The organism is Mesorhizobium dulcispinae, assembly GCF_033977345.1.
Classification (GTDB): Bacteria; Pseudomonadota; Alphaproteobacteria; order Rhizobiales; family Rhizobiaceae; genus Mesorhizobium; species Mesorhizobium dulcispinae.
Genome location: NZ_JAVIIY010000006.1, coordinates 49,303 through 68,617, shown reverse-complemented (window position 1 = coordinate 68,617; position 19,315 = coordinate 49,303). Strand labels below are relative to the sequence as shown.

Below are 19,315 nucleotides of genomic sequence, written 5' to 3'. Positions count from 1 at the left end.
CTCTAACCACCGAACGGGCGCAGCAACGCCCGCGAAATAATATGTCGCTGAATCTCCGAAGTGCCTTCCCAGATGCGCTCGACGCGCGCGTCGCGCCAGATGCGTTCCAGCGGCAGGTCGTCCATCAGCCCCATGCCGCCATGGATCTGGATCGCCTCGTCGGCAACGAAGGCGAGCATCTCGGTGGCCTTCAGCTTGGCCATCGCCATGTCCTGATCGGTGACGGTGCCCTGATCGTACTTCCAGCCGGCTTCGAACACCATCAGATCGGCGGCCTTCAGCTCCGTCGCCATGTCGGCAAGCTTGAACGACACGCCCTGGAACTTGCCGATTTGCTGGCCGAACTGCTGGCGCTGCGCGGCATATTCGATGGCATGCGAGAGCGCGCGCTCGGCGCGGCCGAGGCAGGTGGCGCCGACCTGGAGCCGCGTGGCGCCGAGCCACGAGTTCGCCACCTCGAAGCCCTTGTGCACTTCGCCGAGCACCTGGGAGGCCGGCAGGCGGCAGTCATCGAATTCGAGGATCGAATTGGTGTAGCCGCGATGCGAGACGTTGCGATAGCCATCGCGCACCGTGAAGCCTTTGGTGCCCTTGTCGACGAAGAAGGCGGTGATCTTCTTGCGCTTGCCGCGCGGCGAATCCTCTTCGCCCGAAGCCATGAAAACGATGGCAAAATCTGCAATGTCGGCATGGCTGATGAAGTGCTTGGTGCCGTTGAGCACCCAGTCCGAGCCGTCCTGCACGGCGGTCGCCTTCATGCCGCGCAGGTCGGAGCCGGCGCCGGGCTCGGTCATCGCCAGGCAGTCCCACTTCTCGCCGCGGATGCAGGGGAAGAGATACTTTTCGCGCTGCTCCGGGGTGCCGGCGAGCAGGATGTTGGATGGACGCGCCACGCAGGTCCAGTGCAGCGCGTAATTGGCGCGGCCGAGCTCCTTCTCGTAAAGCAGCCAGCTCACCGTATCGAGGCCTGCGCCGCCGACATCGGCCGGCATGTTGGCGGCGTAGAGCCCGGCCGCGATCGCCTTGGCCTTCAGTTCGTCGATCAGCTCGCGGCGCAGTTCGCCGGTGCGCTCCACCTCGCGCTCATGCGGGTAAAGCTCGTTCTCGACGAAAGCGCGCGTCGTCTCGACGATGAGCTTTTGTTCTTCCGAAAGACCGAACTGCATCGCCTCAGCCCTTCTTCTTGTTCTTTTTCGACTTGTCAGCCTTTGCGGGCTTCTCCGCCTTTGCCGGCTTCGCTGCCTTCTTCGCCGGCTTGGCGGCTTTTGCCTTGTCGGCTGTCTTGGCGGGGGTAGGCTTCTTCGCCGCCAGCTTGGCGAGCTGCCTGGTATAGTCCTTGTGCAGCGCGCCGGCGCCCCAGCCCTTGCCCTTGTTCTGCTTCGACAGGGCCTCCATGATCGCGACCAGATTGTCGTCGCGGATCTTTTCCAGCTCCCGGATCGACAGGCCATTGGCCTGCTCGTCCGACTGCGTGGCGATCAGGTCGACCAGCTCGTCGTTGAATTCCGGCACGTCCATCAGCTTGGTCCACGGCCATTTCAGGCACGGCCCGAACTGCGCCATGAAGTGGCGCATGCCGGCCTCTCCGCCGGCAACGCGATAGACCTGGAACATGCCCATCTGCGCCCAGCGCAGGCCGAAGGAATAGCGCATGATGTCGTCGAGTTCCTCGACGGTGCAGATGCCGTCCTTGACCAGCCACAGCGCCTCGCGCCAGGCCGCTTCCAGGAGGCGGTCGCCGACGAACGCTTCGATCTCCTTGCGCACCACCACCGGCTTCATGCCGATCGAGGCGTAAAGTTCCTTGGCAACCTCGATCGCCTCCGGGAAGGTCTGCTGGCCGCCGACGATTTCGACCAGCGGCAGGAGATAAACCGGGTTGAACGGATGGCCGACGACCAGCCGCTCCGGATGCTTCTTCATCGCCACCTGCATGTCGGTCGGCTTGATGCCCGAGGTCGAGGAGCCGACGATGGCGTTGGCCGGCGCATGCAGGTCGATCTCGGCCAGCACCTTGTGCTTGAGGTCGAGCCGCTCCGGCACGCTCTCCTGGATGAAGTCGGCATCGGCAACCGCCTCGGCGATCGTCTTGACGAAGGTGAGCTTGCCTTCCTTGGGCAGGCCGCCGGGCAGCATCTGCTTATAGGCGCGGCGCGCGCCCTTCATCACCTCGCTGACCTTGCGCGAAGCCTCTGGATCGGGATCGAAGATCGACACGTCGATGCCGTTCAGGAGCAGCCGCGCCACCCAGCCGGCGCCGATGACGCCGCCGCCGATGGCGGCCGCCTTGTTGATGATGCTCATGGTCAGGCTCCGGTTCTTGTCTTGGCTGTTTCGGGATCGGTAAGCGGCACGCGCTCGCCGGCGCGGATCACCGCCGGGTCGTAGGCCTTGCGCGCGAAGACTTCGAGCACGAAGGGCCGGAAGAACTCGATCGGCAAGGTGTCGTAGTCGGGATCGAAGCTCGACTGGTCCCAGCGCTCGCAGAACTGGTCGCAATCGTCGAAATAAAGGTGACCGGCGAAGCGGTCGCGGGCATGCCGGTTGCCGCCCAGGTGATGCGCGTAATAGAGGCGCTGGAAGTCGCCGTGCTTTTCCACCACCCAGGTGCATTGCTCGCGCACGAAGGGTTTCAGGATCGTCGCGGCATATTCGTCGTGATTGTAGGGCGCGTAGATGTCGCCGATGTCGTGCAGCAGCGCCGAGACCAGCCAGTCGGTGTCGGCGCCGTCGCGCCAGGCTCTGGTTGCAGCCTGCAGCGAGTGGCCGAGCCGGGTGATCTTGTAGCCGGACAGACCCTCGTCGAGCTGCACGAGCGCGTCGAGCAGCCTATCGCCGGTCCTGGCGGCATAATCGATCTCATGGGCGGTCAGGAATTCATAGTCTTCCTTGTCGCCGTCCTTCATCGCGGTGAATTTGACGGTAGCCATGGTCAGCTCCCGCCTTATGCCGCGATCGGCGCCCGCTTGGTGAGGTTGAGCTTCTTGCGCACTTCCTCCGGCCCGAGCACCCTCGCGCCGAGATGGGAAACGATGCTGGCCGCGCGCTCGACGAGCTGCGCATTGGTGGCGAGAACGCCCTTGTCGAGCCAGAGATTGTCTTCCAGTCCGACGCGGACATTGCCGCCGGCAAGCACGGCCGCCGCGACATAGGCCATCTGGTTGCGGCCGATCGAGAAGGCCGACCAGTTCCAGGTCGAAGGCACGTTGTTGACCATCGCCATGAAGGTGTTGAGGTCATCCGGCGCGCCCCACGGCACACCCATGCAGAGCTGCACCAGCGCGTCGGGGTTCAGCACCTTTTCCTCGACCAGCTGCTTGGCGAACCAAAGGTGTCCGGTATCGAAGGCCTCGATCTCCGGCTTCACGCCCAGCGCCGTCATCATGCCGCCCATGGCGCGCAGCATGCCGGGCGTGTTGGTCATGACATAATCGGCCTCGTTGAAATTCATCGTGCCGCAGTCGAGCGTGCAGATTTCCGGCAGGCACTGGCGCACATGTTCCATGCGGTTGGTGGCGCCGCCCATGTCGGTGCCCTTCTCGTTGAGCGGCAGCGGCGCCTCCGGCGAGCCGAACACCATGTCGCCGCCCATGCCGGCGGTGAGGTTGAGCACCACGTCGACATTTGCCTCGCGGATGCGCTCGGTCACTTCGCGGTAGAGATGCACGTCGCGCCTTGGCTTGCCGGTCTCGGGGTCGCGCACATGGCAATGGACGATGGCGGCGCCGGCCTTTGCGGCCTCGATCGCCGAATCGGCGATCTGCTTGGGCGAGCGCGGCACATTCGGGCTGCGGTCCTGCGTGCCGCCGGAACCGGTCACGGCACAGGTAATGAAGACCTCACGGTTCATCGCGAGTGGCATCGTCTTTCCTCCCAGATTCGATCGGCCATCCATGTCGAGCAAAAAGTCGGAAACCGGCTTTGGTATGACGACACGCCGAAGCTGGCCAAGAATGACCGACTTGCCGGAAACTGTTTTGCGTTTTACGAAGTTCTCATGATCAAAAGCGAAAAGCCGAGCATCTTTCGTGCCGAGCGCGAAACGCTCAAGGTGACGTTCCTGGTGTTCTCGGGATCGTCGATCATGTGCGTGGCCTCGGCGGTCGACCCGCTGCGCGCCGCCAACCGCATTTCCGGCGAGACTTTGTTCGATTTCAAGCTGGTCTCGGTCACCGGCGAGTCGCCGGTGACCACTTGCGGCCTGCCGGTCGCGGTCAGCGGCCGCTTCGATGCCGCCGAGCCGACCGATATGCTGGTCGTCGTCGCCGGCTTCGGCACGCAGAACTATGCCACATCGGCGTTGCTTGCGGGCCTGCGGAGGGCGGCGCGTGCGGCCCGCGCCTGCGGCGGCGTCGAGGCCGGCACATGGCTGGTGGCGCGCGCCGGCCTGCTCGAAGGCCGCAGCGCCACCACCCACTGGGAAGACATGGAGGATTTCTCCGCCGCTTTTCCGGGCGTCGACGTGCGGCCGGACCGCTACGTCATCGACGGGCCGGTCTTCACCTCGGGCGGCGCCTCGCCGACTTTCGACCTGATGCTGCATCTGGTCCGCACCCGGCTCGGCATGGCCGCCGCGCTCGATGTGGCGAGCGTCTTCATCTACGACCAGGCGCGCGCCGCGACCGACGCGCAGCCGCTGGTCTCGCTCGGTCGGCTCGACGGCTATGACCCGAGGCTCGCCCAGGCGATCCGGCTGATGGAGGCGCATGTCGACCAGCCGCTCACCATCGACGCGGTGGCGAAGCGCGCCGGCGTGACGGCGCGAACGCTGGAAAGCATTTTTCGCAAGTCGATCGGCGAGACGCCTGGAGCCTACTATCTGAGGCTGCGCCTCAGCGCCGCCCGGCGCCTTGTGGTCGACACGCGCATCGCCATGACCGACATTGCCGGGCGCACCGGCTTTTCCTCCGCAGCCGCGTTTTCCCGAGCTTTTTCCCGGGCTTTCGGCGAGGCGCCGGTCAGGCTGCGGCGCGGCTGATGCATGTCGCCCAGGAGCATGCCCTCGGGCCCCGTCCTGGGGGCAGCGGTTTTGGGATCACGACATGCATCAAGCAAAGACTTAAAGCGCGTCGCCTATGTCCGTTTCAGCGCGGCGCGCCTTAAGTATCCAGTCCACCGCCGCGCTGAGATCGTCGACCAGCGTCGTTGGAGGCGGATCGAAACGAGCCTCGTCATTCGGACGGTACTTCCCCGACCGCACAAGCAGCGCAGCGCCAAGCCCAGCCCTGAGGGCGCCGGCGACATCGCTTTCCGCGTCGTCGCCGACCATGACCGCGTCGGCTGCCGCGCAGTTCAAACCGGCAAGCGCCGTCAGGAAGAAATCCCGTGACGGCTTGCCGAGCACGACGGGGCTTCGCCCGCTGGCGAATTCGAGGGCCGCGACAAAGGCTCCCGCGTCGAGGCTGAGCTGGCCGTCGGTGTCTTTGAAGGTACGGTTGATTGCTAAAGCCACGAAATCGGCGCCCGCAATCAGTTCGCGGAATGCGCGGTTGAGGCTGGCATGATCGAACGCCTCGCCGGCATCGCCGACGACGACGGCGCGCCCGCTCCCGCCTTCCAGCCCGGAAAACTCGACCTCGAGGTCGGGATGGACGAGCAGATGCGGCTGGCGGCCATGCCTGCGCAGCCATTCGACCGCGGCACGCGCCGGCGTCAGCAATTCTTCCTCGGCAACCTCGATACCCATGGACGCAAGCTGCGCGATGATTGCGCTGCGGGGCGAGCGTGTCGTGTTGCTGACGAAACGGAGCGGCAAGTCTGCGTCGCGCAGGCGCTCGATGGCCGCGACGGCGCCCGCTATCGGGGTGTCGCCATCATAGACGACACCCAGAAGATCGAGCAGCACCGCGCGTATCATCGATGCAGGATGGAGAAACAGTCTCCGTTCGTCAAACCAAGGGAGAATCAGGTCACGGAAGAATCAGTGACCGAAGAATCAGGCAGCGTCGCGGCCTTCGCCGACGATGCGCGAGCGCATGCTCCTGGCAAGCGCCGTTTCGAGCCGCGCGGCGACCGCGCGATCCCACTCATTTGTCTTGCGGGCGCCGTCTTTCGAATGCGGCAGCGCCATCAGCCGATCGATGATCGAACCAGCCTCGCCGGGCGAGAGCAGGGCGTCGATTTCGCGTTCGTGCTGCATACGTTTCGCCTCCTTCTTTCCTTCCCGCCGCATGTCCACAATATAGGAGATCCGTGACGGCTGTTTGAAGGCAAGAGCGAGGCGATTGAGGGGCAGGGCGGGGCAAAACCTTGTCGTGCAGTTTCACCCCGCGCGGAAAGCGATTTCAGGTCAGCGGCGCCCGGTTCGGGTACGCTGGACGCCTCACACATAACGATTGACGATGTTTTCGAGCAGCTCCTGGCGGCCGGAACGCGGCTGCGGCTCGATCTTCTTCTTCACCACGCGCTCGGCGATCTCTTCCAGCGTGCGCTTGCCGGCAAGCATCGCCTTGCCCTCGGCGGTATTCCAGCCGGCATAGCGTTCGGCGAGCGGAGCGGACAGCGCCTTGTCCTCGATCATTTTCGCCGCCGCCTTGAGGCCGCGCGCGCAAGAATCCATGCCGCCGATATGGCCGATCACGAGATCCTCCGGGTCGAGCGACTGGCGCCTGAGCTTGGCGTCGAAATTGGTGCCGCCGGTCTTGAAGCCGCCGCCCTGCAGGATCTGGTAATAGGCCAAAGCCATTTCTGGCACGTTGTTGGGGAACTGGTCGGTGTCCCAGCCCGACTGGTAGTCGTTGCGGTTCATGTCGATCGAGCCGAAGATGCCCAAAGCATTGGCCAAAGCCAGCTCGTGCTCGAAGGAATGGCCGGCAAGGATCGCGTGGCCCTGCTCGATGTTGAGCTTGACCTCCTTCTCCAGCCCGAAGCGCTTCAGGAAGCCGTAAACGGTAGCGACATCGTAATCGTACTGGTGCTTGGTCGGCTCCTGCGGCTTCGGCTCGATCAGGATCGTGCCCTTGAAGCCTATTTTGTGCTTGTAGTCGACGACCAGGTTGAGGAAGCGGCCGGCCTGTTCCTGCTCGCGGGCCAGGTCGGTGTTGAGCAGCGTCTCATAGCCTTCGCGCCCGCCCCACAGCACGTAGTTCTCGCCCTTCAGCTTCTTGGTGACGTCGATGCACTTCTTCACGGTCGCCGCCGCATAGGCGAACACGTCCGGATCAGGATTGGTGGCGGCGCCCGACATGAAGCGTCGATGCGAGAAGAGGTTCGCCGTGCCCCACAGCAGCTTGACGCCGGTCTTTTTCATCTTGTCGGCAAAGTAATCCGCGATCTCGTCGAGACGCGCGGCACTGTCGGAGAAATCCTTGCCTTCCGGGCGCACGTCGGCGTCGTGGAAGCAGAAATAGGGAACGCCGAGCAGCGAGAACATTTCGAAGGCGACGTCGGCCTTGAGCCTGGCCAGCTCCATCGTGTCGATGCCGCCGGCCTTGGCGAACCAGGGGCGGTCGAAGGTCTGCCCGCCGAACGGATCGCCACCTTGCCAGGCAAAGGAATGCCAATAGGCGACGGCGAAGCGCAGGTGGTCTTCCAGGCGCTTGCCGGCGACGACCTCGTCGGGATTGTAGTACCGGTAGGCCAGCGGATTGGTCGAATCCGGCCCCTCATATTTAATCTTCTTGATGTCGCCGAAAAATCCGCTGCTCATGGTTTCCTTCCTCTCCGAATGCTTCACCCGATTACCTCAGGCGTAATTGGTTTCGCTCTTTCGCCGGGCGAAAAGGGTCATGTCGAAACGATCCAACCAAGGATGAAGACCATGACCGACCTCAACAAGATCGCCCGCAACTACATCACCGCCTGGAACGAGAGCGACTCGGTGCGCCGTAAGGCTTTGCTCGAGGCAGCCTTCACCAGCGACGTCAGCTACCGCGACCCGGTCATGCAGGGCGATGGCCATGAAGGCATCGCAGCGCTTATCGACGGCTTGCAGCAGCGCTTTGCCGGCTTCCGTTTCTCGCTGAAGGGCGAGCCCGATGGTTTCGCCGACCGCATCCGCTTTTCGTGGAATCTCGGACCCGAAGGCGCGGAGTCCGTCATCGAAGGCACTGATATCGGCGTCATCGAGAACGGCCGCCTGAAGAGCGTCACCGGCTTCCTCGACAAGGTGCCGGCGCAGTGAGGTTTTGGCGGCGCCGAAGCTGCCAATCTCCCCCCTTGCGGGGGAGATGCCCGGCAGGGCAGAGGGGGGTGCCTCGCGCATACTCACGCGGTTACGGCCCGGATCGCCGGATAGAGCGCCCGATAGCGCTGGTAGGCATCAGCATAGGCCCCACCAAGCCCGGCTTCCGGCTCGATCGTGGCATCGGTCGCCGGCGCGCTGCAGACGGCAAGCGGATCTGCCCCGGTCGCGGCGATCAGGCCGAGCCGCGCCGCGCCGAAGGCGGCGCCGAAATCGCCGTCGGCCGGGATGTCGACCGGCACCTGAAGCGCAGTAGCGATCGCCTTCAGCCAGTAGCGCGAACGCGAGCCGCCGCCGATCGCGGTCACCCGGGTCAGCGTCGTGCCGGCCGTCTTCAGCGCTTCGAGACTGTCGCGGAAGGCAAAGGCGACGCCTTCCAGCACGGCCTGCGTCAGCACGGCGCGGCTCGATTGATGCGCAAGCCCCGTGAAGGAGCCGCGGATGGCGGAATCATTGTGCGGCGTGCGCTCGCCGGAGAGATAGGGCAGGAAAGAGACGCCCGTCGGCGCCTTGAGTGTTTCACCGAGCTCGCCGGTCAGCTCGCCGGCGCCTTTGCCGGTGATTTCTGAGAGCCAGTTCAGCGAATCGGTGGCCGACAGGATGACGCCCATCTGGTGCCAGGTGTTGGGTAGCGCATGGCAGAAGGTGTGCACCGCGCTTTCCGGATTGGGCAGGTAGGTCGCATTGGCCGCGAAGAGCACGCCCGACGTGCCGAGCGACACGAAAGCGTGCCCGGCGCCGACGGTGCCCATGCCGCAGGCCGACGCCGCATTGTCGCCGGCGCCGCCGGCAACCGGGATGCCGGCCGCAACGCCCCATTTCGAGGCGAGCTCGGCGCGCAAGGCGCCGGCCTTCGCCGTGCCTTCGACCAGCGACGGCATGTGCTTTTCGTCGAGCGATGTCGCGGCGAGCAATTCGCCCGACCAGCGGCGCTCGCCGACATCGAGCCAGGACGTGCCGGCCGAATCCGACATTTCCGAAATGTGCTCGCCGGTCAGCCAGAGCCGCAGATAGTCCTTGGGCAGCAGCACCGTGGCGACCCTGGCGAAGATTGCCGGCTCGTTGTTCTTCACCCAGGCGAGCTTCGGCGCGGTGAAGCCCGGGAAGACGATGTTGCCGGTGATCTTGCGGAAACGCGGGTCGGCGTCGAGCACCGCCGCCTCGACATGGCTGCGCGTGTCGTTCCACAGGATGCAGGGGCGCAGCACCTTGTCCGAGGCGTCGAGCAAGGTGGCGCCATGCATCTGGCCGGAAAGGCCGATGCCTTTGACAGCCGCGAGCTCCTTCGGATGGGAAGCCTTGAGCTCGGCAATCGCCGCATCGCTGGCCTCGATCCAATGCGCCGGATCTTGCTCGGACCAGCCGGGATGCGGGCGCGACACGTCGAGCGAGCCATGGCCGGAGCCGACGACGTTCTGACGATCATCGATCAGCAGCGCCTTGACGCCCGAGGTGCCCAGGTCGAGGCCGAGATACATGATTTCCTCCCACTGCCATTAATTTTTTCGGATCTCGAAAAAATCTGGCTTGGCCAGTTCTTATGCCAAGATCCGCCTCGGGTCAATTCTCTGACAAATCGGCAGCGCGTCGCGAGAACAGCGCCAACAGCGGGCTGTCCGGCCGCGCCAGCCGGCGCTCGGCGGTCAACGCCCGCGCCAGCGCGCCGTCGCCGGCGCGGAGCGCGGCCTCGATCAGCGTCAGGTCGATCACATCGCGCTGCGCATGGCTGCCGCCGAAGCGGTGCGCGATCGACCGGATCGGTCTGATCAGGCGCACGGCTTCCTTATAGTTGCCCGCGCCGAATGCCTTGATGGCAAGCGTCAGCGGCTGACCGACATCGCGTGTGAAGGCGGCGTTGTCGTCATGGCCGCGCATCGCCTCACGCTGCGCCTCGATCAGCGTTTTAGCCGGCCCCTCCAGCCCGGCTCCGACAAAGGCCATCATCGCATGCGCGTCATTGAAGGCATAGTTGCCGGCGGCAGCCTTCGGCATCCAGTTCGCGGCGAGTGCTGCCCAGCGGTCGCCGACATCGACGCCGCCGAGATTGAGACGCCACAGGATGGCAGAGGCATCGACCATGTTGAGCGCCAGCGTCGAGCGGTCGCCGTAGATCGGTCCGTCATAGAGCTTGAGCACCTCGTCGGTCTCGCCGAGGTCGTAGTGGAACAGCGCCAGATGCCACCAATTGTGGATCTTGAGGAAGCTGTCCTTCGTCCAAGCATCCGGGTTGGCGCGCATCCAGGCGATGCCGTCTCTTTGCCGGCCCTGCATTTCCATGACATGCGCGACCGCGTGCTGCGCCCAGCCGTCGCGCGGCTCGATCGCGATCGCCTGCCGGCCGAAGCTTTCGGCGCGCGCATAGTCGCCCATTTCCTCCAGCCCGAAGGCCTGCATGCCGAGAACGGCGTGATAGCCCGGCATGCCCTTCTGCCAGGCCGGCAGCGCTCGGCCGATGCGGTCGCGCAGCATGCGGGCATTGCCGGTGAAGAAGTCCATCTGGTGTCCGACCTGCAGCGCCACCGCGTCGAGCGGATTGTCGATCGCGATGTCCTCGAGGACGCGGGCGGCCTCATGCCAGCGTCCATTGGCGAGATGGCCAAGCGCCGCGACATGCGCCTGTTCACGCGTGGTGCCGGCAAGCGGCAGCGCTGCTTCATGGCAGGATCGCGCGGCCGCCATGGCCTCCCGCTCGGTGGCCAGTCCGAACAGATAGCCCTTGAACACATGCGCCATCACGAAGCCGGGGTCGTCGGCGATGGCGCGGTCGATTGCGGCGACCGGGTCGCCGATGAAGCACTGCAGCTCACGGACGGCTCTGGCGTAGGACGAAAGCCCGGCTTCGGTCGCGCCTGAGTAAGCCAGGCCGAATACGTCCTTCAGCGCCATTGAGTGTCCTTCGATGCCAGTAATCGGCTGTTCGGAGCCCGATCCTAGAGCATCGCCATCCAAGCCGCCAACCCGTGGCCGACAGTGCTTCGGCCCACCGCGCTATGCGCCGCTTCAATTCCCCGAGCGCATCGCCACCGTTGCGATGCCGGCGCCGACCAGCAATGTCCCGCCGGTGCGGTTGAAGATGCGGATCGCCCTCGGGTTGCGCACGATGGCGCGGGCCCTAGATGCCACCAGCGCATAGCCGAAGGCATTGCTGAAGGCGAGCGCCAGGAAGGTCGTTTCGAAGATCAGCATCTGCGTCCAGAAATCGGCGTGCCGGTCGAGGAACTGCGGCAGGAAGGCGACGAAGAAGGTGATGCTCTTCGGGTTGAGCGCCGTCACCAGCCAGGCATGCGCCATCATCCTCGCCGCCGACACCGCGTCGGTGCGCGGCTCGGCCTTCAGCGCGCCGCCGGCGCGGAACAGCTTTATGCCGAGATAGATCAGATAGCCGGCGCCGATCACCTTGAGCACGGTGAACACGGTGGCCGAAGCCGCAAGCAGCGCGCCGATGCCCAGCATCGACAGCGTCATGGCGGTGAAGTCGCCGAGCGCGACGCCGACCGCCATCGGCAGCGCGGTGCGCCAGCCCTGGCCCAGCGCATAGGAGACGACCAGCAGGATTGTCGGGCCCGGGATGACGAGAAGGATGGTGGAGGCGGCGGCGAAGGCAGCCCAGTTTTCGAAGGACATTTCCTTACTCCTTGAGCGCAAAGAACAGGATAAATCCTGGGGTCGTCGCGATTGTAAAGAGGGCGTGCAGAAAATCTCGCAGCGTCCGTCAGCGGGGGTAACGGGCCGTTAGGGTTAAGCCCCGCCCGGCGGCTTTCACGCTTTTTCAACCATGACTGCCGAAAATGCCTGCCATTCGGCCGGACCGTGCTTCCCGCCGACAGTGTAGGGTTTGGTGTATGCGCGAGTTGCCGCAAAGTCTGCCGCCGCCTTCGAACGGCGAAACTGTCGAAACCGAAATTCCGCTCTCCCGCCGCGCCATGCTTTCCGGCATGGGCGCCATGGCGCTGCTCGGCATGGCCGGCTGCAGCACCACCGAGACGCTCGATCTGCCGCAATTGCAGCTCGACGATACCACGACCGGCTCAGTGCATCCGATCCGCCCGGCGATCAGCGTCGACAAGAACATCACCGGTCCGGACGTGATGTATGCTTCGCTGACCGACGGCGGATTCCAGGTGCCAGCCGTGCCCTGGCAGAAGGTCAAGTCGCAATTCCGCCGCCAGATCGTCGTCGACAAGACCGGCGAGGCGCCCGGCACCATCGTCGTCCATCTGCAGGAACGCATGCTCTATCTGGTTCAGCCCGGCGGCGACGCCATCCGCTACGGCGTCGGCATCGGCAAGGACGGCTTCCGCTGGTCGGGCCGCGCCAACATCCAGTATGGCCGCGAGTGGCCGGTCTGGACGCCGCCGCCTGAGATGATCCAGCGCAAGCCGGAGCTGGTGAAATGGCAGGGCGGCCAACCCGGCGGCCTCACCAACCCGCTGGGAGCGCGCGCGCTCTACATCTACCAGAACGGCAAGGACACCGGCTACCGCATCCACGGTTCGCCGGAATGGTGGAGCATCGGCCAGGCGATGTCGTCGGGCTGCGTGCGCCTGATCAACCAGGACATCATCGACCTCTACAACCGGGTCTCGAAGAAGAACCCGGTCGTCGTCGTCTGATTTTTTCGGGCGGTCCACGCGGCCGCCATTTTCGGGATCATGCTCCCGTTTCTTCCGTTGCGCGATGCCGCAAGACAGGCGAAGGTGCCCTGAAACCCTTCGCCTTGGGAGAAGAAGAGCATGGCCGGAACTTTCGTCATCGCGCAGGGCGGCGGCCCGACCGCCGTCATCAACCAGACGGTCGTCGGCGCCACGCTGGAGATCCGCAAACGCCATCCCGGCGCCAAGGTGCTGGGCTCGATCCATGGCGTGCGCGGCATCCGCGACGGCAATTATGTCGACCTTTCCGCCATCCCGGAGGACAGGCTGCGGCTGATCGCCGGCACGCCGAGCGCCGCCCTCGGCTCGACCCGCGACAAGCCTGACGCCGCCTATTGCGAGGTCATCCTCAATGGCCTGAAGAAGGCCGGCGCCGATGCCTTCATCTATATCGGCGGCAACGACACCTCCGGCACGCAGCAGATCCTCACCGACGCCGCCGGCGGCAGCATCGCCTTCGTGCATGCGCCGAAGACCATCGACAACGACCTCGAGGAGAATGACCACACGCCGGGCTTCATCTCGGCGGCCGAATTCGTCGCCGGCGCCTTCCTCTCCGTCGACCTCGATTTCCGCGCGCTGCCCGGCATTTATGTCGGCATCGTCATGGGCCGGCATGCCGGCTTCCTGACCGCCGCCGCGGCCGCCTGGCAGCTTGATCCGGAGAGCGGTCCGCATCTCGTCTATGTGCCGGAGCGCGCCTTCTCCGCCGAGCGTTTCATCGACGATGTCCGCAAGACGCTCGACCGCCACAAGCGCTGCATCGTCGCCGTTTCCGAGGGCGTCAGCACCGCCGACGGCAAGGCGCTGGTCGAGAGCCTAGTGCCGCCGGAAAAGCTCGAGCGCGACCAGCACGGCAACGTCAAATTGTCGGGCAGCGACCTGCCGGCGGCGCTCGAACGGGCTTTAGCCGAGGGTCTGCCGGGCAAGCGCGCGCGGGTCGATGCGCTGGGCTACATGCCGCGCGGCTATGTCGGCGCGATCAGCGCCGTCGACGCCAAGGAGGCTTTCGATGCCGGCGCCTTCGCCGTTACCGTCGCCGAAGAGGGTGGCGGCTCGGTGGCGCTGCAATATGACGGCGCAAAGACCGTGCTGAAGAAGGTGCCGCTCAAGGCCGTCGCCGGCAAGACGCGTCATATGCCGGACGATTTCATGCAGCCCGACGTCAACCAGCTCTCCGAGGCCGGCATGGCCTATCTGAAGCGCCTGGTGCCGGAGAAATACAAGGTCGGGAAGCCCTTCGTCTGATGGCTGACCTCGTGGTGGGCGACTGGTTCGGCAAGGCCGTTGTCGACGCCCAGACGACGATGCTGACCGAACCCTTCGTGCATGATTTCGTGCGCGCCAACATCTGGCATCTCAAGGGTCGCGATGCCGACCTGCTTGTCGATACCGGCATGGGCATCTGCCCGCTGGCGCCCGAGATCGACACGCCGGCAGGCAAGCCGCTCATCGTCGTCGCCACCCATATCCATCTCGACCATGTCGGCTCGCTGCATGAATTCCCATTGCGCATGGGGCCGAAGGCAAGTGCGGTGCGGTTCGACGGCATGGATGATGCCGTCACCTACGCCTACATGTTCCACAATCTCGACGGCGCGGTATCAAAGCTGCCGGCGCCCGGCTGGAAGGCGGCGGACTATCGGATCCCGTCGGCGCCGCTGGCGCGCCCGCTCGATGAGGGCGACATCGTCGATCTCGGCGACCGGAAATTCCGCGTGCTGCATCTGCCGGGACATTCGCCGGATTCGATCGCGTTGCTCGACGAGGCCGACGGCCTGTTCTTCGCCGGCGACGCCATCTATGACGGCATGCTGATCGATGACCTGCCGGATTCGGACCGTGCTGCCTATTGCCGCACCATGCAGCGCCTGCTCGACCTGCCGATACGCATCGGCCATGGCGGCCATGGCCCAATTTTCGGCCGCGCGAGGATGTGCGAAATCGCGTTCTCCTACCTGCGCCGCCGAGAGCGGTTCGTGAGCGCCCTCTGAATTAAATCTTCGTAAGGTCGTCCAAAAACCCTAATTCGGACCATTCGGCGCACTAGATGCGTGGCTGTCGATCCGGCCGGCTGCCATGCATGGCGAGACAGGCAATCCCGGTCGTCGACACGCCGACGGGCGCGTCCCTTGAGAACCCGCGGCGCCGGATCAACTCTCGCCCGGACAGAAACGACCATGTCACCATTAAGCATTCTTCGCAGACATCGCGTCGCGGCCCTGTTGGGCGCTGCGCTGATCATCTCTCCTGTCGTGGTTTCCTTTGCGCAAAACGCCGGCAATGCCGGCCTGAGCAACGTGGTCGCCACGACACAGACGCCCGTCGCCGGCATTACCGCCCCGAACGGCTCGTTCGCACCTGTTGTCGCCACCGCCAAGCCGGCGGTCGTGACCGTGACGACCGTGATGAAAGCGCAGCCCGGCGCGCCGGGCGACGGCTCGCCCTTCGACGGCAATTCGCCCTTCGACCAGTATTTCCAGCAGTTCTTCGGTGACCAGGGCATCCCGATGCCCAAGACGCCGCCGCAGCAGCAATCGCCGCGGCAGGAGGCTTTGGGCTCCGGCTTCATCGTCGGTTCCGATGGCACCATCGTCACCAACAATCACGTCATCGACGGCGCGACCTCGATCAAGGTGACGCTCGACGACGGCACCGAGCTTCCCGCCAAGCTCGTCGGCCATGACGCCAAGAACGATCTGGCGGTGCTGAAGGTCAAGGCGAGCAAGCCGCTGGCCACCGTCAAATGGGGCGATTCCGACAAGCTGATGACCGGTGACCAGGTGCTGGCGATCGGCAACCCGTTCGGCATCGGCACCACGGTAACCGCCGGCATCGTCTCGGCGCGCGGCCGCGACCTGCACAGCGGGCCGTTCGACGATTTCATCCAGATCGATGCGCCGATCAACCACGGCAATTCCGGCGGTCCGCTGGTTGACGTCAACGGCAATGTCATAGGCATAGACACCGCGATCTATTCGCCGAACGGCGGCAGCGTCGGCGTCGGCTTCGCCATCCCGTCGAACCAGGCCCAAAAGGTCGTCGCCAAGCTGATGAAGGGCGGCGACATCGAGTACGGCTATCTCGGCGTTCAGATCCAGCCGGTCACGCCGGATGTCGCCAGCGCCATTGGCCTCGATCATCCGGGCGGCGCGCTGGTCGCCCAAGTCACCGACGGGTCGCCGGCGGCCAAGGCGGGCATCGAGACAGGCGACGTCATCACCGGCTTCGCGGGCCAGGAGATCAAGGATCCCAAGGACCTGTCGCGCGCCGTCGCCGAGGTCGCGCCCGGCAACAAGGAAACGCTGAATGTCTGGCGCAACGGCAAGGCGATGCAGATTTCGGCCGATGTCGGTCGCAACGCCGACGACCAGAAGACCGCCTCGAATGACGAAGGCGGCAAGCCATCGGCCGGTGAGGGCCTGCGCGTGCCGTCGCTCGGCCTTGGCCTGACGGACCTCACGCCCGACATCCGCGAGCAGCTCAACCTGGCCGACAACCAGCGCGGCGCCGTGGTCGAACGTGTGAACCCGGACAAGGCGGCCTCCGCCGCCGGCATCGAGCCCGGCGATGTCATCGTCGCCGTCGACCGCACGCCGGTGAAGAGCGCAAGGCAAGCGAACCAGGCGATCGCCGAGGCCGGCAAGTCCGGCAGGAAGTCGGTGCTGCTGCTGGTCGATCGCGGCGACACGCAGATATTCGTCGCCGTGCCTTTCGCCGCCGGCTGAAAAACTTCCAGAGCGGTTCAGCGTTTCACGGAAACGCCGAACCGCTCTATCTCTTTGTTTTCACGCAATTCCGGACGGAAAACCGTTACACACTTTTCCTGGAATTGCTCCATGGAGCCTGCCGGCATCTCCGGCGGGCTCTGCCGGCAAGATTTCGGTTGCCCGCGGGGACGTCTTCGAGAACACTGCCGTCAGCCGGCAAGCGGCCTGGTCACTGGAGGCGTCTCGATGGTCACCCGCGGCTTCTTTTCCGGACGGCGCCCTCCTTCCGATACAGACGCGCGCATCCCGCCGGGACAGTATCTGGAACAGGGTTTTCCGGTTCTCTCGGCGGGGCCTACGCCGCGCCTGCGCACCGAGGACTGGTCCTTCACGCTCAAGCACGGGCCGCGGCCGATCAAGAAATGGAACTGGGCCGAGTTCAACGCCCTGCCGCAGAACAAGATGACCCGCGACATCCATTGCGTAACGGCTTGGACCAAATTCAACACGCCGTGGCAGGGCGTGCTGATCGACGACATCCTGGCGGACGCCGGCATCGAGCCGCCGAGCGCCTTCACACTGGCGCATTCCTTCGACGGCTATTCCACCAATGTGCCGACCAACGACCTTGTCACCGGCAAGGCAATGGTGGCGCTGCTTTACGAGGGCAAGCCGATCACTCCCGACCACGGCGGACCGGCGCGGCTTCTGGTGCCGCATCTCTATTTCTGGAAGTCGGCCAAATGGGTGAACGGCCTGCAGTTCATCGAACGCGATGAGCCGGGGTTCTGGGAACTGCGCGGTTATCACATGTATGGCGACCCATGGCGTGAGCAGCGCTATTCAAGTGATCCGTAAGGGGCGATCCGTGAGGAGCCATCCGTGAGCGCCGAGCCGCAGCCACAGTCGCCCTGGCAGACGGCCACGATCACCCGCATCGAAAAGTGCACGCCGCGCGTCACCAGCTTCTGGTTCCAGCCGTCGCGGCCGTTTACCCATCTGGCCGGGCAGCATGTCGACGTCAGGCTGACGGCGCCGGACGGCTATCAGGCGCGCCGTTCCTATTCTATCGCCTCTGCGCCGGGCGCCGGCATCGAGCTTGCGATCGAGCGGCTCGACGACGGTGAGGTTTCGCCTTTCTTCCACGATGTGGCGGAGATCGGCGACGAGATCGAATTGCGCGGACCGCTTGGCGGCCATTTCATATGGGAGGCGAGCGACGGCGGGCCGATCCTGCTGGTTGGCGGCGGCTCCGGCGTCGTGCCCCTGATGGCGATGGTGCGCCACCGCACCTTGCAAAAATCGGCCGCGCCGATCGCGCTGGTGTTTTCGGCGCGGGTCTGGGACGAGGTGATCTTCCGCGACGAGTTGATCGGCCTCGACGACCGCCGCGACGGCTTCGATCTGGTGCTGACGCTGACGCGCGAGCAAGCACGGCGCCCCTCCGACTATTCCCGGCGCGTCGATGCCCGAATGATGATGCAGGCGATGACGCGGCTGCCGAAGGCGCCCCGGCTCGCCTATGTCTGTGGCTCGAACGCCTTCGTATCGGCCGCCGCTGAAGCCCTGATCGGGGCGGGCGTTCCGGCAGGGCTCATTCGCACAGAGCGTTACGGGGTTTGAAGCAATTCCAAGAAGGGGCGTAGCCGGTTCAACCCGGAATTCAACGCGGGTCGGTCCGCGTATGCGCCTCGGCCGGCAATGCCCCCGAATCGGATCCGGATCGGCCTCAAGATAGTTAACAGTATCGAAAAGTGACTATTAGGAGGTTCTAAAATCGAACCGAACGGTTCGTTTCTGTTGACGGTGCGTGCAGGACGGGGTGAACATTGGCGCTCGGATACAGTTGGTGAGCCAAGCGCCGTGATCGCGCAAAATATTGATTTAGCAACGAAAAAGATAGTTGATAGGCATGCTTATAACAATTTCAAGATGTGGATTCATGGTCCAGCCGGAACAACTTCGTGATTGGCATCCGGCAGCCGGCTTACCCACATCGGGCCTGTCCGAACGACGCGATTTTCATTCCCAAGACACGCCGCTAGACGGACGGAAAAAGGATACTGGAGTGCCAAAAATGAAAAAGATTGTTTTTACTGCCGCCGCCCTTCTGGCCATTTCCGGCAGCGCCTTCGCCGCGAGCGACAACTACGGTTCCAACGGCGCCAATCAGCCGGCTGCCGCGGTCGACACTTCCTACACGGCTTCGACCCGCCAGTCGGAAGCCGCCGCTCAGAAGCCCGTCACCCAGGGCGCCGACCGCAACCTCTTCGGCAACAACTAACAGCCGAAGCCGGCCATGATCTGGAAATGAGGGGCCGTGGCTGACAGGAGACGGACGGCGGGCGTGCCCGCCGCCTCCCAATGCATGTCGCCCAAAAGTGCGCAGCGGTTTTGGGAACGGCATGCATCAGAATAAGAATTCAGGAGTAATTGAAATGAAGAAGATCGTTCTTGCCGCCGCGGCCGTTCTGGCCCTCTCCGGCGCAGCTTTCGCGAGCAGTGACAACTATGGCAACAGCGGCGTCAACCAGCCGCCCCCCGCCGTAGACACGACCCGCACCTCGTCGGTCCGCACCGACTCGACGGCCTACAAGCTGCTGAACTCGTCGAATGACGTTCAGAAGTCGGCCCCGCAGGGCAGCGACCGCAACCTCTTCGGCAACAACTAGAGCAATTCATCGTTTCACAGAAACGCTGAACTGCTCTAACTATTTGTTTTTACGCAATTCCGGACGGAAAACCGTTACACACTTTTCCTGGAATTGCTC

At 64.5% G+C, this 19,315-nt stretch carries 20 protein-coding genes; 10 read left to right on the top strand and 10 right to left on the bottom strand.

From position 1 onward, the window contains the following. Nucleotides 1-2: 2 nt before the first annotated feature. From RFN30_RS15075 to bcoG, 4 genes are read right to left on the bottom strand one after another with little or no spacing between them, the layout of a single operon-like run. Complete coding sequence (locus RFN30_RS15075) at nucleotides 3-1,166, bottom strand: acyl-CoA dehydrogenase family protein (protein WP_320262881.1); 1,164 nt, start codon at nucleotides 1,164-1,166, stop codon at nucleotides 3-5. Nucleotides 1,167-1,170: 4 nt separating this feature from the next. Next, the gene (locus RFN30_RS15070) at nucleotides 1,171-2,304 is read right to left on the bottom strand and encodes a carnitine 3-dehydrogenase (protein WP_320262880.1); all 1,134 of its coding nucleotides are present in this window, start codon (nucleotides 2,302-2,304) and stop codon (nucleotides 1,171-1,173) included. A gap of 2 nt (nucleotides 2,305-2,306) precedes the next feature. Further along, a complete protein-coding gene (locus RFN30_RS15065; RefSeq protein WP_320262879.1) occupies nucleotides 2,307-2,930 on the bottom strand; it encodes an HD domain-containing protein in 624 nt (207 codons plus the stop codon). 14 nt (nucleotides 2,931-2,944) lie between these two features. Then, nucleotides 2,945-3,862 (bottom strand): 3-dehydrocarnitine:acetyl-CoA trimethylamine transferase BcoG, encoded by a 918-nt coding sequence (bcoG, locus tag RFN30_RS15060; RefSeq protein WP_320262878.1) that lies wholly within the window; start codon nucleotides 3,860-3,862, stop codon nucleotides 2,945-2,947. A 135-nt stretch (nucleotides 3,863-3,997) separates the two neighbouring features. Here bcoG and RFN30_RS15055 point away from each other — a divergent pair, with 135 nt between their 5' ends. Further along, entirely contained in the window at nucleotides 3,998-4,978 is a 981-nt protein-coding gene (locus tag RFN30_RS15055; RefSeq protein ID WP_320262877.1) for a GlxA family transcriptional regulator, read from the top strand. A gap of 81 nt (nucleotides 4,979-5,059) precedes the next feature. Here the strand turns inward: RFN30_RS15055 and RFN30_RS15050 are convergent, their stop codons facing one another. The 3 genes from RFN30_RS15050 to xylA form a co-directional block, all read right to left on the bottom strand. Continuing rightward, nucleotides 5,060-5,845, bottom strand: coding sequence for a TIGR01458 family HAD-type hydrolase (locus RFN30_RS15050; RefSeq protein WP_320262876.1), 786 nt, complete (start codon nucleotides 5,843-5,845; stop codon nucleotides 5,060-5,062). 90 nt (nucleotides 5,846-5,935) lie between these two features. After that, nucleotides 5,936-6,139: a hypothetical protein gene (locus RFN30_RS15045; RefSeq protein ID WP_127424722.1), complete on the bottom strand. Its 204-nt coding sequence runs from the start codon at nucleotides 6,137-6,139 to the stop codon at nucleotides 5,936-5,938. 183 nt (nucleotides 6,140-6,322) lie between these two features. Beyond that, a complete protein-coding gene (gene xylA, locus RFN30_RS15040; RefSeq protein ID WP_320262875.1) occupies nucleotides 6,323-7,648 on the bottom strand; it encodes a xylose isomerase in 1,326 nt (441 codons plus the stop codon). Nucleotides 7,649-7,759: 111 nt separating this feature from the next. Between xylA and RFN30_RS15035 the strand changes: the two genes are divergently transcribed. Then, complete coding sequence (locus RFN30_RS15035; RefSeq protein ID WP_320262874.1) at nucleotides 7,760-8,122, top strand: nuclear transport factor 2 family protein; 363 nt, start codon at nucleotides 7,760-7,762, stop codon at nucleotides 8,120-8,122. 83 nt (nucleotides 8,123-8,205) lie between these two features. Here RFN30_RS15035 and xylB read toward each other — a convergent pair whose 3' ends face one another. The 3 genes from xylB to RFN30_RS15020 all read right to left on the bottom strand — a co-directional run bounded on the left by xylB (nucleotide 8,206) and on the right by RFN30_RS15020 (nucleotide 11,806). Beyond that, nucleotides 8,206-9,660 (bottom strand): xylulokinase, encoded by a 1,455-nt coding sequence (xylB, locus tag RFN30_RS15030; RefSeq protein ID WP_320262873.1) that lies wholly within the window; start codon nucleotides 9,658-9,660, stop codon nucleotides 8,206-8,208. 82 nt (nucleotides 9,661-9,742) lie between these two features. Next, the gene (locus RFN30_RS15025) at nucleotides 9,743-11,068 is read right to left on the bottom strand and encodes a tetratricopeptide repeat protein (protein ID WP_320262872.1); all 1,326 of its coding nucleotides are present in this window, start codon (nucleotides 11,066-11,068) and stop codon (nucleotides 9,743-9,745) included. Between the two features lie 114 nt (nucleotides 11,069-11,182). Next, nucleotides 11,183-11,806: a LysE family translocator gene (locus RFN30_RS15020; RefSeq protein WP_320262871.1), complete on the bottom strand. Its 624-nt coding sequence runs from the start codon at nucleotides 11,804-11,806 to the stop codon at nucleotides 11,183-11,185. A gap of 299 nt (nucleotides 11,807-12,105) precedes the next feature. Here RFN30_RS15020 and RFN30_RS15015 point away from each other — a divergent pair, with 299 nt between their 5' ends. From RFN30_RS15015 to RFN30_RS14980, 8 genes are all read left to right on the top strand, one after another. Further along, a complete protein-coding gene (locus RFN30_RS15015; protein ID WP_320263136.1) occupies nucleotides 12,106-12,795 on the top strand; it encodes a L,D-transpeptidase in 690 nt (229 codons plus the stop codon). Between the two features lie 120 nt (nucleotides 12,796-12,915). Continuing rightward, nucleotides 12,916-14,082, top strand: coding sequence for a diphosphate--fructose-6-phosphate 1-phosphotransferase (locus RFN30_RS15010; protein ID WP_320262870.1), 1,167 nt, complete (start codon nucleotides 12,916-12,918; stop codon nucleotides 14,080-14,082). Beyond that, a complete protein-coding gene (locus RFN30_RS15005) occupies nucleotides 14,082-14,828 on the top strand; it encodes an MBL fold metallo-hydrolase (RefSeq protein WP_320262869.1) in 747 nt (248 codons plus the stop codon). The genes RFN30_RS15010 and RFN30_RS15005 overlap by 1 nt, the downstream gene beginning before the upstream one ends. A gap of 186 nt (nucleotides 14,829-15,014) precedes the next feature. Next, on the top strand, nucleotides 15,015-16,562 hold the full coding sequence (locus tag RFN30_RS15000; RefSeq protein WP_320262868.1) for a DegQ family serine endoprotease: 1,548 nt from the start codon (nucleotides 15,015-15,017) through the stop codon (nucleotides 16,560-16,562). 228 nt (nucleotides 16,563-16,790) lie between these two features. Continuing rightward, entirely contained in the window at nucleotides 16,791-17,402 is a 612-nt protein-coding gene (locus tag RFN30_RS14995) for a sulfite oxidase-like oxidoreductase (protein WP_320262867.1), read from the top strand. Between the two features lie 24 nt (nucleotides 17,403-17,426). After that, complete coding sequence (locus RFN30_RS14990) at nucleotides 17,427-18,167, top strand: ferredoxin reductase (RefSeq protein WP_320262866.1); 741 nt, start codon at nucleotides 17,427-17,429, stop codon at nucleotides 18,165-18,167. A gap of 454 nt (nucleotides 18,168-18,621) precedes the next feature. Next, entirely contained in the window at nucleotides 18,622-18,828 is a 207-nt protein-coding gene (locus RFN30_RS14985) for a DUF680 domain-containing protein (protein WP_320262865.1), read from the top strand. Between the two features lie 154 nt (nucleotides 18,829-18,982). Continuing rightward, nucleotides 18,983-19,216, top strand: a complete 234-nt coding sequence (locus RFN30_RS14980) for a DUF680 domain-containing protein (protein WP_320262864.1) — start codon at nucleotides 18,983-18,985, stop codon at nucleotides 19,214-19,216. The last annotated feature ends 99 nt before the right edge of the window (nucleotides 19,217-19,315 follow it).